This is a genomic window from Pseudomonas khorasanensis (assembly GCF_014268505.2).
Classification (GTDB): Bacteria; Pseudomonadota; Gammaproteobacteria; order Pseudomonadales; family Pseudomonadaceae; genus Aquipseudomonas; species Aquipseudomonas khorasanensis.
Genome location: NZ_JABWQP020000003.1, coordinates 447,020 through 461,432, shown reverse-complemented (window position 1 = coordinate 461,432; position 14,413 = coordinate 447,020). Strand labels below are relative to the sequence as shown.

Sequence of the window (14,413 nt, the reverse complement as noted above, 5' to 3'; positions counted from 1 at the left end):
TATCCACTACCACCTGCCGATTTTGCTCGGCAGGTGGTGGTAACTGTCTACCACACAGCCCCCGCGCTTCCTGACTAGGCTGGTCAATCCAGCCTCTCTCACGGAAGACGTTATGTCTGAGACAAATCCGCTATTACAGAAATGGCAGTTACCGCCCTGGTCGGCGGTGCGCGCCGAGCACCTGGTGCCGGCGATCGACAAGATCGTCGCCAACAACCAGCTGATTATCGAAAATGTCATCGCCACTCAAATCCATCATCCCAACTGGGACGATCTGGTCATCGCCGTGGATGGGGCCGACGCGCGCCTGAATGAAACCATGTCGGTCATAGAGTTTCTCTCGGTGAAACATGCCGATGATCCCGATTGGTTACTGCAGAGCGCTTTGAGCAGCATTGCGGCTCGACGGTACAAGGCTGCAAGATCCGGCAATCCGGCATTGTTCGAAGCCTGTCAGCGATTGGCAAAGAGTTCGATTGCCGCCAATTTCAGTGCTTCACGAAAAGCCTCTCTGAAAAAAAATATGCGCGCATATCAATTGGCCGGATGCGAACTGCCGACCGCCCAACGAGAAAAACTGGCGCAGTTGAACAACGAGATCGATCTTCAGGAAAAGTTGTTTCTGCACAACCTCGACGCCGCCAGCGCCGCCTGGAGCAAGCACATCGACGATGTCGCGCTGTTGGCGGGGCTGGCTCCCGATATGCAGGCGCATCTGGCTGCCAATGCAAAACAGGCGGGACTCTCGGGCTGGCGATTGACGCTGGACCAAAACACTTACCAACACATCATGACCCGGGCGCAAAACCGCGGGCTGCGCGAGGAATACTTCAAAGCGTATTGCACCCGCGCTTCCGATCAGGGGCCAGAGGCCGGCCGCTTCGACAATGGGCCGGTCCTGGAAAAGCTGCTTGCCTCGCGTCACGAAAAGGGCAGGCTGCTGGGGTTCGACAACTTTGCGCAACTGCGTCTGCACAACCGCATGGCGACCAGCACCGATCAGGTGAACGAATTTCTGCGGCGGCAGATTGCTCTGAATGCAGCGACGCTGGCCCGCGAAACCGAGGATCTGCACGGCATGGCCCGCGGGCACGGTATCAAGCAGGTAGAAGCGTGGGATCACGATTTTCTGGCCGAGCAACTCCGCCTGCAGCAGTTGGTCGGGGGGTTGACGGACTTGCGTCAGTACTTTGCGCTGGACGCCACGTTGCGCAGCCTGTGCCGATTCTGCGAGCACCTGTTCGGGATCAGGATCACTGAAAACACGCAAAACGAGTGTCTCTACGAGGACGTACGACTGTTCGAAGTGAGCGAGCATGGTCAAGCGGTCGGCTTTATCTATATCGACCCCTTCCACCGCGAAGCCGGCGCCGATTTCGCCTGGACCGGTGTGCTACGCAATAGGCGAATCAACGCCGAAGGTCGGCCATCGCTGCCAATTGCCTCGCTTCAGACCAATTTTACGGCTGCCTCCGCCGGGCATCCAGACCTGCTTTCACATCAGGATCTGCGCGTGTTGCTCCACGAATTCGGCCATTGCCTGCATCACGTACTGACTCGTTCACCGCATTACAACCTGTCGAGCATCTCGCACTTGAGCCGTGACGTCGCCGAATTCGCCGGGCAGCTGTTCGAACACTGGGCCTTGTCTGGCGAGTTCCTGCGCTGGATGGCCACTCATCACGAAACCGGCGAGCGCCTGTCCGAAGTGCAGGCCGAAACCGCCGTGTCCGCGCTGGGTGTACAACGCAGCCGGGAAACGGCGATGCTGCTGATGAGCGCGCTGGTGGACTTTGAGCTGCACCGCTGTCATGGCGACGGTCGCAGTGTTCTACGCGTGGTCGAGGATATTCAGAGCGAGTTCGAACATCTGCAGATTCCCGCTTATTGCCGCTTCGCCAACAGCTGCGATTACCTGGCAACCGGTTACGAGGCTTCGATGTACGCCTACAAATGGTCGGGTGTGCTGGCGAGCGAGGCGTTTACTCGCTTTGCGCGCGAGGGTGTTTTCAACGAGCAGACGGGCCGGGATCTGCGTGAAACACTTTTCTCCGGTGATAAGCAGTCAATGCCCGACGCCCTGGAAGCATTCCTCGGCCAACCGATCGACCGCGAGCTTTTTGTCGCGCTGCCAGAATGACCTGATCAGCGCTGGACGTGCGCCGAGTCGAACCAGCTCTTCATTGAGCACATGGCGAAAGCGCTCGTGCTGCATTCGCCATTGACCAGGGCTTCGCGCAGCCGATCGACGTCTGCCTGCATCACGTAACGAACACTGTCATGAAAGTGATGGCTGTCGCCAAAGCCGCCCTCGGTCATTTCCTTGAGTGCCTGTTCTTTCGTCCAGCCTTGAATCACTAATCGGTACATTGCCGCCATCAGCCCGGTGCGGTCAGAACCATGCTTGCAGTGCATCAGCACCGGTCCATCGGCTTCGGCGGCCTGAAGGGTGCGCAACGCGGTGAGCACATCGCTGTCGTCGACACGGTTGGTGCGGTAAGGCAACTGCACCTGCTTGATGCCTGGGTCAGACAGCCACTCGCTGTCGGCTTCGGGCAGGAAGCTGATCACCGTGACCACGTTCAGACTTTTCAGCAACGCCACCGCGCCATTGCCGGGCAGCGCGCTGCGATAGAGGGTCGGTGACATCCGGAACAGGTTGAAACTCGCCTCGACCGGCTGCGCCCACTCGCTCGGGCGAGGCTGCATCACATCGGCGGCCCGTGCTGCAACGCCGTGCAACAGGGCGACCAGCGATAGGCACAAAGCAGGTAAAAAGCGCACTTGGGACATGCTGGACTGACCGTTTTGGTAATCATCACTAAAGGTTTTGCAGATTCGGCGTTCGGCGGTCAAGGCCCCGTGAGCCCGCCGTCAAAGAATCGTGAATCGTTGCCTTGCCAGGCTTTTTTCTGCAGAACGGCTTTTTCTTGATGCTTAGCCTGCTACCATTTGTCACACGATGTTGCAGACGCGTCCGCTTTTTTTCAGCCGGACGATCGTTATCGCGACGCAAAATTCCTCGAGCTGCTCGCAGAAGCGGCTGATTTTCAAGCCTGATGAGGTCCCCCATGTCTGATCAAGATCGAGACAACCCGCGGCGTGAGTTTTTACGCAAATCCCTGACCCTCATCCCGGTGGTCACTCTGGCCAGTACCGGATTGGGCAGCAGCGTGCTGCAAGCCGCGCCTGAAACCGCGCCGGCGGCGGCCGCGCCATTACCCGCCCCTGCTGGTGTTAACGCTTATCAGCCGAGCTTTTTCACTGCCGAGGAGTGGGCGTTCATCAATGCCGCCGTCGCACAGCTGATTCCCAACGACGCGCAAGGCCCAGGTGCGCTGGAAGCCGGCGTGCCGGAGTACATCGATCGGCAGATGAACACTCCGTACGCCGCCGGCGCCCTGTGGTACATGCAAGGGCCGTTCAATGCCGACGCTGCGCCGGAGATGGGCTGGCAGAGCAAACTGGTGCCCAAGGATATTTATCGCCTCGGCATCGCCGCCACGGATCAGTGGGCAAAAGCCCTCAACGGTAAAACATTTGCCGAGCAAGACAGCGCTACCCGAGACGATTTGCTCAAGCAACTCGAAGCCGGCAAACCGCAGTTTGACGCCGTTCCGGCGAAGATCTTCTTCAACCTGCTGCTGCAAAACACCAAGGAAGGCTTCTTCTGCGACCCGATCCACGGTGGCAATAAAGGCATGGTCGGCTGGACGATGATTGGTTTCCCCGGCGCCCGCGCCGATTTCATGGATTGGGTTGAACGCAACGAGCAATACCCTTTCCCGGCAGTGTCGATTCGCGGCGAGAGGGCGTAAGCATGGCAACGGTAATGAAGAAGGTTGACGCGGTGATCGTCGGTTTCGGCTGGACCGGCGCGATCATGGCCAAGGAACTCACCGAGGCGGGCCTCAACGTGCTGGCGCTGGAGCGCGGGCCGATGCAGGATACTTATCCCGACGGCAACTATCCCCAGGTGATCGACGAACTCACCTACAGCGTTCGTAAAAAGCTCTTTCAGGACATATCGAAAGAGACCGTCACCATCCGCCATAGCGTCAACGACGTTGCCTTGCCGAACCGCCAGTTGGGCGCGTTCCTGCCGGGCAACGGGGTCGGCGGCGCGGGTCTGCACTGGTCAGGCGTGCACTTTCGCGTCGACCCGATCGAATTGCGCATGCGCAGCCACTACGAAGAACGCTACGGTAAAAGCTTCATCCCCAAGGACATGACCATTCAGGACTTCGGCGTCAGTTATGAAGAGCTGGAGCCGTTTTTCGACTTTGCCGAAAAGGTCTTCGGCACCTCCGGCCAGGCCTGGACGGTGAAGGGTCAATTGGTCGGTCAGGGCAAGGGCGGCAACCCTTACGCGCCGGATCGTTCCAACCCGTTCCCGCTGGAGGCGCAGAAAAATACTGTGTCGGCGCAGCTGTTCGGCAAAGCGGCCGGCGAAGTCGGTTACAAACCCTACAACCTGCCTTCGGCGAACACCTCGGGCCCGTACACCAATCCCTACGGCGCACAGATGGGGCCGTGCAACTTCTGCGGATTCTGCAGCGGTTACGTGTGCTACATGTACTCCAAGGCTTCGCCGAACGTGAACATTCTGCCGGCGCTCAAGCCACTGCCGAATTTCGAGCTGCGGCCCAACTCTCATGTACTGCGGGTCAACCTCGACAGCACAAAAACCAAAGCCACCGGCGTCACCTACATCGACGGTCAGGGCCGCGAGATCGAACAGCCGGCGGATCTGGTGATCCTCGGCGCGTTCCAGCTGCACAACGTGCGTCTGATGCTGCTCTCCGGCATTGGCAAGCCATACGACCCGATCAGCGGCGAAGGCGTGGTCGGGCGTAATTTCGCCTACCAGAACATGGCGACCATCAAGGCGTTCTTCGACAAGGACACCCATACCAACAACTTCATCGGCGCCGGCGGCAACGGCGTGGCGATAGACGACTTCAACGCCGACAACTTCGACCACGGCCCGCACGGTTTCGTCGGCGGCTCGCCGATGTGGGTCAACCAGGCCGGCAGCCGCCCGATTGCCGGCACCTCCAATCCCCCTGGCACCCCGACTTGGGGCAGTGCCTGGAAACGCGCGACTGCCGATTACTACACCCATCAGGTCTCGATGGACGCCCACGGCGCGCATCAGTCCTACCGTGGCAACTACCTTGATCTCGACCCGGTGTACCGCGATGCCTACGGCTTGCCGCTGTTGCGGATGACCTTCGACTGGCAGGAAAACGACATCAAGATGAACCGCTTCATGGTCGAGAAAATGGGCAAAATCGCCGAAGCGATGGGACCGAAAGCGATTGCGGTGGTCGGCAAGAAAGTCGGCGAGCACTTCAACACGGCGGCCTACCAGACCACCCACCTCAACGGCGGCGCGATTATGGGCACCGACCCGAAAACAAGCGCCCTCAACCGTTACTTGCAGAGCTGGGACGTGCACAACGTGTTCGTGCCGGGGGCTTCGGCATTCCCGCAGGGTCTGGGCTACAACCCGACCGGTCTGGTCGCGGCGCTGACTTACTGGTCGGCGAAGGCGATCCGCGAGCAATACCTGAAAAACCCTGGCCCGCTGGTTCAGGCTTAAGGAGCGATGACCATGAAGAATTTTGTTATCGCGACCCTGGCCCTGCTCGGCAGTGGCGCTTTGCACGCCGCCGAAGTTGATCAAACCTTGATCAAACAGGGCGAATACCTTGCCCGCGCCGGCGACTGCGTGGCCTGCCACACGGGCAAGGGCGGCAAGCCGTTCGCTGGCGGCCTGCCGATGGAAACGCCGATCGGCACGATCTACTCGACCAACATTACCCCGGATAAAACCGGACTCGGTGATTACAGCTTCGACGATTTTGATCAGGCCGTGCGCCATGGTGTGGCCAAAAACGGTGACACGTTGTACCCGGCCATGCCGTATCCGTCCTACGCCCGCGTCAGCGAAGCCGACATGAAAGCGCTGTACGCGTATTTCATGCACGGCGTCGAACCGGTGGCGCAGGACAACAAGGCCAGCGACATCCCTTGGCCACTGAGCATGCGCTGGCCGTTGATGGGCTGGCGCTGGCTGTTTGCGCCAAAAGTCGAGGATTACAAGGCCACGTCGGACGATCCGGTGATCGAGCGTGGGGCGTATCTGGTGGAAGGCCTCGGACATTGCGGCGCCTGCCATACCCCACGTGCCCTGACCATGCAGGAAAAATCCCTGAGCGCGGCGGACGGCAGCGAATTCCTCGCCGGCAGCGCGCCACTTGAAGGCTGGATCGCCAAGAGCCTGCGCGGCGATCACAAGGATGGCCTCGGCAGCTGGAGCGAAGAGCAACTGGTGCAATTCCTCAAGACCGGGCGCAGTGACCGCAGTGCGGTGTTCGGCGGCATGAGCGATGTGGTCACCCATAGCATGCAATACATGAGCGACGGCGACCTGACGGCGATTGCCCGCTATCTCAAGTCACTGCCGGCGAATGATCCGAACGACCAACCCCATCAGTACGATGAGAAAGTCGCCAAAGCCCTGTGGAACGGCGATGACAGCCATCGCGGCGCGTCGGTGTATATCGACAACTGCGCGGCGTGCCACCGCACCGACGGTCACGGCTACACACGAGTGTTCCCGGCGCTGGCAGGCAACCCGGTGCTGCAGACGGACGACGCAACGTCGCTGATCCACATCGTGCTCAAGGGCGGAACCTTGCCCGCGACGCACACCGCACCTTCGACTTTCACCATGCCCGGTTTCGCCTGGCGCCTGTCGGATCAGGAAGTGGCCGACGTGGTGAGCTTCATTCGTGGAAGCTGGGGTAATAAAGGCGCACCGGTCTCGGCCAAAGACGTCGCTGGACTGCGCACCGATGATATGAAAACAACATCGGGTGATGATCTTGGCCAAGTAACTGGCCACAACTAAAAGCATAAAACCCTGCATGAATCATTCATGCAGGGTTTTTGTTGCAAAGCGTCGTGATGACAGCTGTCTCACGCACCCATTTAAGGGTTGACGATATTCACATAAGCCTTGGCCAATTCCGCCAACTTGGCTTTGTCATCACTATCAATATCACCATCGCCGTCCACATCCTTCTTGTCCGTGCGGATGGTGAAGGACTCGCCACGATCGCTGGACACTGCGAGGACATAAATCGAATCGACCAAGGACTCGGTCGATAGTTGTTCTTCAACGTCCCAGCCCAGTTCCTTACGAGCAAGTTGCATCGAAACAATGGTATTGGGTTCCGATGGCCCCGGCAGCATCATTTGCAGAAAAACACCGCGCTGATTGAGAAACGACATAAGTTAAATCCTTTTAAATTAATAACAGGCGTCGATGCCTGGAAGTTGCGAAGACTATATTTGATGACTTTCATTCACAACGGCACATATGTTTCTCGGGTTGTACCTTTCCCCAGCGACCAACCACGCAACAATCCGGACCACTGCGAACTTGGTTGACTGTATTGAGTAACTAATATGAAAACGCGAAAACAGTGCATCACTGTTCAGCGCGCTCCAGCCATCTCTGCTTCGTCTCCAGCAAACAGGCTGAAATATAAAGAATATTCAGCATTGTTTTCAGGACCCTTCCTACAACCCGAGTTTTTAACTCTGCATTAGGCTGACCATTCTTTATCGAAGTATGGACGTTTTGCTATGTGTAGCTGTCCCATTTGCCGACCTCGCAAACCCACAGCGGACGACATTCGTCGCCAACAAGCAGAAATCCTTAGGTATGAACAGGGGTTGGCTCGCGATGAAGCAAGAAGAAACGAAGTACTAAAAAAACCCGCGGCAAATGCACCAATTTACGGCTGTGTATTCGCCAAGAGCTGCAACCTCCCCGACGGTGTAATCAATCACAACAACCCAGCGGGGTTTGTGCCGGTTGAAAAACTGACCGACTACGGCCTCTGGGCTGTGCTCGGAACCGGTTCGGCAATCACCCCCCAAGGCACACTGCTGCAACGGGTGGGCGGATCCGCAACTGGCCGTGCAATTGCCGAACGCCTTGGCGGTTCACTCGCGCTCACTTTGCTCGAAAGTTCAAGCGTCGTTGCCACCGGCGCGGCATTAGGCACTGTTGCGTTACTGATTCCGAACACCAGCATTTCTCCGGACAGTGCTTTCTACACGAACGATCAGTACGCAATGCTAGATGCTGGTCGCACGCGTGTACGCGTCAACACGAAGACCTTGCCGGATGGCTCAGTAACTATCTACGGGTTCTACACGGGTGGTAAATCGGACTGGGAAACTGTCCCCGTCATAAAGGCCAAAAAAGAAGGCGAGACGTACGTCGCTGACATCGGCAACGGCATTGGCCTTACCTGGACGCAGCGGCAAACCCTGACGATGTGCCGGGTATTCCTGCCCTGGAAGGCGCCCCATCGCTACCCCCTGCGTGGGTGTATCCACCAACCGAACGAGCCAACAAGATACTGGTCAACCCGCAGCATCCGCCCGACTACCAAGATGCAATCATCACGTTCCCCACCACCGGCATTCAGCCGATCTATATTTCACTGAGTGTCACGGGGGATCATGGATATCATCCGGCGCCGAAAGGATTGACGGCGTTTCCTGATGCTACGAAAGATAAATCAAAAAGCAGTGTGCAGCGGGGAGGAAAAAAACGTGCACGCTGGAAGGATTCCAAAGGTCGTATTTACGAGTGGGACAGCCAGCATGGAGCGGTTGAAATGTACGACAGACAAGGGAAGCATCTGGGTGAGTACAATCCTGAAACTGGGGAGCAGACCAAACCCGCAAAGCCAGGGCGAACCACTCCTAAGTAGACTGAGAGGTATTTATGTACTTATGTATCACAGGTTTTTTACCCGATAACTTTGAGGATAGCTCGCTGAAATATGAGCTGGACATAAAACCCGAGCTTGAAAGTAAGGTAATGGAAATACTGGGATGGGAGAGTCTTGAAGCCGAGGCCGATGGTGAGTTACCGCTGAATGACCAGCAAACCAGACAGATTGCTTCCGCCATTAAAGAATCCTTACCTGACAATCTCGATTTGTTTATTGGTGTTGTGGCATAGCGGCATGGTTCCACTAAGCCAAATAACTCCTGCTGAAAATTCCGTCACAAGCCCTCAAAGCAGCGGAACTTCGCCTAAATAGATGAGCCGTATTTATGGTTTTATGTATCGAAGGTTTTTTTCCAGACGGTCACGAGAATCAGCTTTTGCATTTTGAGTTAGACATAGCACCAGAATTCCATAAAAAAGTTCTGAAATTAGTTGGCTGGAAGTCCCTTCAAGATGGCGTGAACTATGGCGTTCTAGAGCTAACAGCAAAGCAAGCTCGGGAAATTGAAGACATTCTCGGCAAATCAATGCCGAGCGAACTGGACCTCTGTATCAGTGTCTTTGCGTAGCGGGTCAGGGCGTTTCACATGTACGAAAACACACGGCCTTATATCTGAAAAATCTTTGCTAGGGCACAGAGAGGGTTTTATGTACCTATGTATCAGCGGATTTTTAACGGGCAGCGCAGAAGATGATTCACTTAAATTTGAATCCGCTCTGGACGAATCATTTAATGACCAAATCGTTAAATTTCTCGGGCATAAGAGCCTGAATGAAATGGCTCGCGGAGAATGGTTGCTTTCAACCGAGGAAGCTCAAAAAATTGCATTGCTAATCGACCAACCAATTCCAAACGGCCTTAAGCTATATATTGGGGTTGAGGCCTAGAACTGTACCCGAATTACAAATCCGGGCGCCGAGCGGTGCTGGCATATGAACCCGCCTCGCTATACTGTACATACAAACAGTATCGAGGCGCTTTTCATGTCTTCCCCTCTTCCACCTCGCGGTCGCGGCACCGCGACCAACCCGCACAATCGCTTCGCGCCGAACCGCTCGGTGGCGGAGGACGATGGCTGGTATCAGGAAGTGCCCGAGACCCAGGGCACCGAGGTGATGATTGAAACCGCTAAAACCATCATCACCCGCAACACCTCGCCGGATTTGCCTTTTGATCGCTCGATCAATCCCTATCGCGGCTGCGAGCATGGCTGCATCTATTGCTACGCTCGGCCCAGCCACGCCTATTGGGACATGTCGCCGGGGCTCGACTTTGAAACGAAGCTGATTGCCAAGACCAATGCCGCCCAGGTCCTCGAAGAACAGCTGAGCAAACCCGGCTATCAATGTGCGCCGATCAATCTCGGCTCCAATACCGACCCGTATCAGCCCATCGAGCGCGAATACAAAATCACCCGTCAGACCCTGGAAGTGCTGCTGCGCTATCGCCACCCGGTGACCATCGTCACCAAAGGCTCGCTGATTCTGCGCGATCTCGACTTGCTGACGGAGCTGGCGCAGCAACGACTGGTGTCCGTGATGATCAGCCTGACCACGCTGGACGACGAGCTCAAACGCATCCTCGAACCCCGCGCCGCTGCGCCCAAGGCACGGCTGCGCGCTATCCGGGTGATGCGCGAGGCCGGCATTCCGGTCGGGGTGCTGTGTTCGCCAATGATCCCGATGATTAATGACAGCGAAATCGAAAGCCTGCTCACCGAAGCGCATGCCGCCGGCGCCCAGAGCGCTGCCTACATGATGCTGCGCCTGCCGCTGGAGGTGGCGCCGTTGTTCGAAGAATGGCTGCAGGCGCACTACCCGCAACGAGCAGCGCACGTGCTGAGCCTGATCCGCCAGAGTCGTGGCGGTGAGCTCTACGACAGCCGTTTCGGCGCGCGGATGCGCGGTGAAGGGCCGTTTGCCGATCTGCTCGCGCAGCGCTTCGCCAAGGCCATCAGGAAAGTCGGGCTGAATAAACGTGAGGGCTATAACCTCGATTGCAGTGCCTTCTGTCCGCCGGGTCGCCAGATGTCGTTGATTTAGCGACAATTGACTGTGGGTCGAGGGGTTGGAATCCTTCCGCCGAAACAGCGCAGTCACGTTTTTTGTGACCTGGAACACACGTTCTAGAGCGGTTGATTCAGTTTCAGTTAAGTTTCGGCGGCTACCTTGTTCATCGAGTGACTGACGGGTCGGGATGACCCGGATGGTTTAAACAGCCACTGGCTTCATATCGGAATACCGGGGACGACTCCCTGAATCCGCCCAAGAGGATGAATCATGAGTGACAAGGATAAACAGTCGTTGGCTGCCTCGGCGCAAAGCCCTGAAGCGCAATCCGCCGATGCAGCACTGCGACAGATCGTTGATGGTTTTTTACGTTTTCATCATGAGGTTTTTCCGCAGCAGGAAGAACTCTTCAAAAAGCTCGCCACCGCCCAGGCGCCCAAGGCGATGTTCATCACCTGCGCTGACTCGCGCATCGTTCCCGAGCTGATTACCCAGAGCTCGCCGGGCGATTTGTTCGTCACCCGTAACGTCGGCAACGTGGTGCCGCCCTACGGTCAAATGAACGGCGGCGTCTCCACCGCGATCGAATACGCGGTCCTGGCGCTGGGCGTGCAGCACATCATTATTTGCGGCCACTCCGACTGCGGCGCCATGCGTGCGGTACTCAACCCGGACAGCCTGGAAAAAATGCCGACAGTCAAAGCCTGGCTGCGCCACGCTGAAGTCGCCAAAACCATGGTGCACGACAACTGTCACTGCGCCGATGAAAAAGAAAGCATGCCGATCCTCACCGAGGAAAACGTCATCGCCCAATTGCAGCACTTGCGTACCCATCCTTCGGTAGCCTCACGCATGGCGAACGGTCATTTGTTCATCCATGGCTGGGTCTACAACATCGAAACCAGCGAAATCAAAGCTTACGACGCGGACCAGGGTCGTTTCCTGCCTCTCGACGGCAGTCATCCGATTCCTGTGGCGACGCCCAAAGCGCGCTTCTAAATCTTCCCAACAATCTGTGTGGTATGACGCCGGCCGCTGATTCAGCGGCGCGGCCTCGCCACGCCTGAAGAAAACTTCGGGAGAATCGCCATGCGTGCGGCTCAATTGAAAGCTGTGTTGCCACGGGAGCTGCTCGCTTCCGTGGTTGTGTTTCTGGTCGCCCTGCCGCTGTGCATGGGCATCGCGATTGCCTCAGGCCTGCCGCCGGCCAAGGGTTTGATTACCGGCATTATCGGCGGGCTGGTGGTCGGTTGGCTGGCGGGCTCGCCTTTGCAGGTCAGTGGTCCGGCGGCGGGTCTGGCGGTGTTGGTGTTCGAACTGGTGCGCCAGCACGGCATCGAGATGCTCGGGCCGATTCTGCTGCTGGCCGGTTTTCTGCAACTGGTCGCAGGGCGCTTGAAGCTCGGCTGCTGGTTTCGGGTAACGGCGCCAGCGGTGGTCTACGGAATGCTCGCAGGGATCGGCGTGTTGATCGTGCTATCGCAGGTTCATGTGATGCTCGATGCCTCGCCGAAACCTTCGGGGCTGGATAACCTCACGGCGTTCCCGGCGGCAGTGGCGCAAGCGTTGCCGTCGTTTGGCTGGCAGGCCGGGCTGCTCGGGCTCTCGACGATTGCGGTGATGTGGCTGTGGGAGAAATTCCGTCCGCATTCGCTGCGCTTCATTCCCGGCGCGTTGCTCGGTGTGGGTCTGGCGACAGGCGCGAGTCTGATGCTGGCCTTGCAGGTGAAACGCGTTGAGGTGCCGGAGAATCTGGCCGAAGCCATCGATTGGCTGAAACCGGCCGATTTACTCAGCCTCGCCGATCCGACACTTCTGATTGCCGCGTTTGCCGTGGCGTTTATCGCCAGCGCCGAAACCCTGCTGTCGGCCGCGGCGGTGGATCGCATGCACAGTGGCGTGCGTTCGGACTTCGACCGCGAACTGTCGGCGCAAGGTGTCGGCAATATGCTCTGCGGTCTGGTCGGTGCGTTGCCGATGACGGGCGTGATTGTGCGCAGCTCGGCCAACGTACAGGCCGGTGCGACCACCCGTTACTCGACGATCTTCCATGGCCTGTGGCTGCTGGCGTTCGTACTGTTGCTGTCGAGCGTGCTGCAAAGCATTCCGGTCGCAAGCCTGGCAGGCGTGCTGGTCTATACCGGTTTCAAACTGGTCGATCTGAAAGCCTTCCGCGGCCTGAGCCGTTACGGCCGGATGCCGATGTTCACCTACGCCGCCACGGCGCTGGCAATCATCTTCACCGACCTGCTGACCGGTGTGCTGATCGGTTTTGGACTGACGTTGGTGAAACTGGCGTTCAAGGCCTCGCGACTGAAAATCAGCCTGATAGATCTTCCGCAGGAAGGCGAGATGGAGTTGCGTCTGGTCGGCGCAGGGACATTCCTCAAAGTGCCGGCGCTGACTCAGGTGCTGAACTCGATTCCACAGGGCACAACGGTGCACGTGCCACTCAACAATCTGAGCTACATCGACCATTCGTGTCTGGAGTTGCTGGAAGAATGGGGCCGGGCGAATGCCGCTAAGGGTTCGAGGCTGTTGATCGAGTCGCGCGGGTTGAAGCGCAGGCTGGAAGGCCGGGTGCGGACCAATACCGGGATTGGTGCGGCGGGTTAGAAGTCGACCTCAAAACGCAAACCCTGTGGGAGCGAGCAGGCTCGCTCCCACACTGGATTTATGACACAAGAAAATCAGGCAGCAGGCTGATCGAGCTCAATCCCCACACCCAACCGCCGGCTCATGCACGGCCAGCGTTTCCAAGCAGCGCCAGTGTCCGGGCTGCTGAGCTTCTCGCGGTAGGCTTCTACCGACTCAAGCGCAAAACTCTCGTCGTTGAGCATCTCGTCAAACGCGTGATGGACAACTTCGTCCAGCTGATTGGCGAATTCCTCCCCGATCAATTGGTGAGCGATCAGATTGGCGACCGTCATGTCCAAAGGGATCAGTGGCTGGCCGAAATGCTTGATGTACAGGTCGTTGACCTCTTCGACAAAACGGTGCGCCAGGTAGGCTTCGTCCAGCAGGCTGTCGAGGCCGACATGACCGTTCATGATGGCCGGCGGCTGGAGGAAATACTGCTCGGCGATTTTCAGCACCGGTTTGATCTGCGATTCGATGCCCGCTTCCCGGGCGACTTCATTGGCGGCGTCCAGCAGGTCGGGGACTTCATCGATGTAGGCGGCGACAAAACGCGTCAGTACGCCCTGGGCATCGGCTTCCGGCAATTGGATGCTCGGGTGCAGGTGAGGCAGCTTGCTTGCCAACTGGCGGGTCAGCAGGCCGGTGTCTTTCTCGTGCTGTTGGGCTTTTTGGATCTGCTCGCGCAATGCGGCGGTGTTCATGAAAACTCCAGGGAACAAGGCAATGAAATAGGAAAGACATAACTTAGCTGGCTTACGAAAAACGCTAAGACGTATTTGTCATAATTATTCCATCCTTGATGCAGCTGCGTTATATCCATTTGCCACCACTCGTCTGCATCCTTCTCCATTCGGGCCCCCGAGCGCAAGTCCCGGGTGTTTCAGATCATTTACCGTTGGCGCCTTGCAAATCTTCGACGCTGTCTATACTCGCCAGTGA

The 14,413-nt window shown here is 57.6% G+C and carries 13 protein-coding genes and 1 pseudogene; 11 read left to right on the top strand and 3 right to left on the bottom strand.

The window, feature by feature from the left end; genetic code table 11:
* Nucleotides 1-112: 112 nt before the first annotated feature.
* A complete protein-coding gene (locus HU727_RS11460) occupies nucleotides 113-2,140 on the top strand; it encodes a M3 family metallopeptidase (RefSeq protein WP_186531432.1) in 2,028 nt (675 codons plus the stop codon).
* A 5-nt stretch (nucleotides 2,141-2,145) separates the two neighbouring features.
* On the opposite strand, the gene HU727_RS11455 is transcribed toward HU727_RS11460, so the two are convergent.
* Nucleotides 2,146-2,793 (bottom strand): phosphatase domain-containing protein, encoded by a 648-nt coding sequence (locus tag HU727_RS11455; RefSeq protein ID WP_186531430.1) that lies wholly within the window; start codon nucleotides 2,791-2,793, stop codon nucleotides 2,146-2,148.
* 278 nt (nucleotides 2,794-3,071) lie between these two features.
* Here HU727_RS11455 and HU727_RS11450 point away from each other — a divergent pair, with 278 nt between their 5' ends.
* The 3 genes from HU727_RS11450 to HU727_RS11440 are packed head-to-tail and all read left to right on the top strand — an operon-like array spanning nucleotide 3,072 to nucleotide 6,919.
* Complete coding sequence (locus HU727_RS11450; RefSeq protein ID WP_186531428.1) at nucleotides 3,072-3,818, top strand: gluconate 2-dehydrogenase subunit 3 family protein; 747 nt, start codon at nucleotides 3,072-3,074, stop codon at nucleotides 3,816-3,818.
* Between the two features lie 2 nt (nucleotides 3,819-3,820).
* Nucleotides 3,821-5,605: a GMC family oxidoreductase gene (locus HU727_RS11445; RefSeq protein ID WP_186531426.1), complete on the top strand. Its 1,785-nt coding sequence runs from the start codon at nucleotides 3,821-3,823 to the stop codon at nucleotides 5,603-5,605.
* A gap of 12 nt (nucleotides 5,606-5,617) precedes the next feature.
* A complete protein-coding gene (locus tag HU727_RS11440) occupies nucleotides 5,618-6,919 on the top strand; it encodes a c-type cytochrome (protein WP_186531424.1) in 1,302 nt (433 codons plus the stop codon).
* 80 nt (nucleotides 6,920-6,999) lie between these two features.
* Here the strand turns inward: HU727_RS11440 and HU727_RS11435 are convergent, their stop codons facing one another.
* A complete protein-coding gene (locus HU727_RS11435; protein WP_186531422.1) occupies nucleotides 7,000-7,302 on the bottom strand; it encodes a hypothetical protein in 303 nt (100 codons plus the stop codon).
* Between the two features lie 357 nt (nucleotides 7,303-7,659).
* Between HU727_RS11435 and HU727_RS11430 the strand changes: the two are divergent.
* The 7 genes and pseudogenes from HU727_RS11430 to HU727_RS11400 all read left to right on the top strand — a co-directional run bounded on the left by HU727_RS11430 (nucleotide 7,660) and on the right by HU727_RS11400 (nucleotide 13,450).
* Nucleotides 7,660-8,801, top strand: a pseudogene (locus HU727_RS11430) (colicin E3/pyocin S6 family cytotoxin).
* 14 nt (nucleotides 8,802-8,815) lie between these two features.
* Nucleotides 8,816-9,055 carry a pyocin S6 family toxin immunity protein gene (locus tag HU727_RS11425; RefSeq protein ID WP_186531420.1) on the top strand — a complete coding sequence of 80 codons (240 nt, stop codon included), beginning with the start codon at nucleotides 8,816-8,818 and terminating at the stop codon, nucleotides 9,053-9,055.
* A 95-nt stretch (nucleotides 9,056-9,150) separates the two neighbouring features.
* Nucleotides 9,151-9,393: a pyocin S6 family toxin immunity protein gene (locus HU727_RS11420; protein ID WP_186531418.1), complete on the top strand. Its 243-nt coding sequence runs from the start codon at nucleotides 9,151-9,153 to the stop codon at nucleotides 9,391-9,393.
* Between the two features lie 79 nt (nucleotides 9,394-9,472).
* Nucleotides 9,473-9,712, top strand: a complete 240-nt coding sequence (locus HU727_RS11415) for a pyocin S6 family toxin immunity protein (protein WP_186531416.1) — start codon at nucleotides 9,473-9,475, stop codon at nucleotides 9,710-9,712.
* Between the two features lie 96 nt (nucleotides 9,713-9,808).
* A complete protein-coding gene (locus HU727_RS11410) occupies nucleotides 9,809-10,867 on the top strand; it encodes a PA0069 family radical SAM protein (RefSeq protein ID WP_186531414.1) in 1,059 nt (352 codons plus the stop codon).
* 237 nt (nucleotides 10,868-11,104) lie between these two features.
* Nucleotides 11,105-11,833 (top strand): carbonic anhydrase, encoded by a 729-nt coding sequence (locus tag HU727_RS11405; RefSeq protein ID WP_186531412.1) that lies wholly within the window; start codon nucleotides 11,105-11,107, stop codon nucleotides 11,831-11,833.
* 90 nt (nucleotides 11,834-11,923) lie between these two features.
* Nucleotides 11,924-13,450, top strand: coding sequence for a SulP family inorganic anion transporter (locus HU727_RS11400; protein ID WP_186531410.1), 1,527 nt, complete (start codon nucleotides 11,924-11,926; stop codon nucleotides 13,448-13,450).
* A 74-nt stretch (nucleotides 13,451-13,524) separates the two neighbouring features.
* On the opposite strand, the gene HU727_RS11395 is transcribed toward HU727_RS11400, so the two are convergent.
* Nucleotides 13,525-14,175, bottom strand: a complete 651-nt coding sequence (locus HU727_RS11395) for a hypothetical protein (protein WP_186531408.1) — start codon at nucleotides 14,173-14,175, stop codon at nucleotides 13,525-13,527.
* Between the last annotated feature and the right edge of the window lie 238 nt (nucleotides 14,176-14,413).

Excerpts from the sequence above, each read along its gene's own strand:
- HU727_RS11460 (WP_186531432.1), top strand. The coding sequence starts at position 113 with ATGTCTGAGACAAATCCGCTATTACAGAAATGGCAGTTACCGCCCTGG.
- HU727_RS11455 (WP_186531430.1), bottom strand. The coding sequence starts at position 2,793 with ATGTCCCAAGTGCGCTTTTTACCTGCTTTGTGCCTATCGCTGGTCGCC.
- HU727_RS11450 (WP_186531428.1), top strand. The coding sequence starts at position 3,072 with ATGTCTGATCAAGATCGAGACAACCCGCGGCGTGAGTTTTTACGCAAA.
- HU727_RS11445 (WP_186531426.1), top strand. The coding sequence starts at position 3,821 with ATGGCAACGGTAATGAAGAAGGTTGACGCGGTGATCGTCGGTTTCGGC.
- HU727_RS11440 (WP_186531424.1), top strand. The coding sequence starts at position 5,618 with ATGAAGAATTTTGTTATCGCGACCCTGGCCCTGCTCGGCAGTGGCGCT.
- HU727_RS11435 (WP_186531422.1), bottom strand. The coding sequence starts at position 7,302 with ATGTCGTTTCTCAATCAGCGCGGTGTTTTTCTGCAAATGATGCTGCCG.
- HU727_RS11425 (WP_186531420.1), top strand. The coding sequence starts at position 8,816 with ATGTACTTATGTATCACAGGTTTTTTACCCGATAACTTTGAGGATAGC.
- HU727_RS11420 (WP_186531418.1), top strand. The coding sequence starts at position 9,151 with ATGGTTTTATGTATCGAAGGTTTTTTTCCAGACGGTCACGAGAATCAG.
- HU727_RS11415 (WP_186531416.1), top strand. The coding sequence starts at position 9,473 with ATGTACCTATGTATCAGCGGATTTTTAACGGGCAGCGCAGAAGATGAT.
- HU727_RS11410 (WP_186531414.1), top strand. The coding sequence starts at position 9,809 with ATGTCTTCCCCTCTTCCACCTCGCGGTCGCGGCACCGCGACCAACCCG.
- HU727_RS11405 (WP_186531412.1), top strand. The coding sequence starts at position 11,105 with ATGAGTGACAAGGATAAACAGTCGTTGGCTGCCTCGGCGCAAAGCCCT.
- HU727_RS11400 (WP_186531410.1), top strand. The coding sequence starts at position 11,924 with ATGCGTGCGGCTCAATTGAAAGCTGTGTTGCCACGGGAGCTGCTCGCT.
- HU727_RS11395 (WP_186531408.1), bottom strand. The coding sequence starts at position 14,175 with ATGAACACCGCCGCATTGCGCGAGCAGATCCAAAAAGCCCAACAGCAC.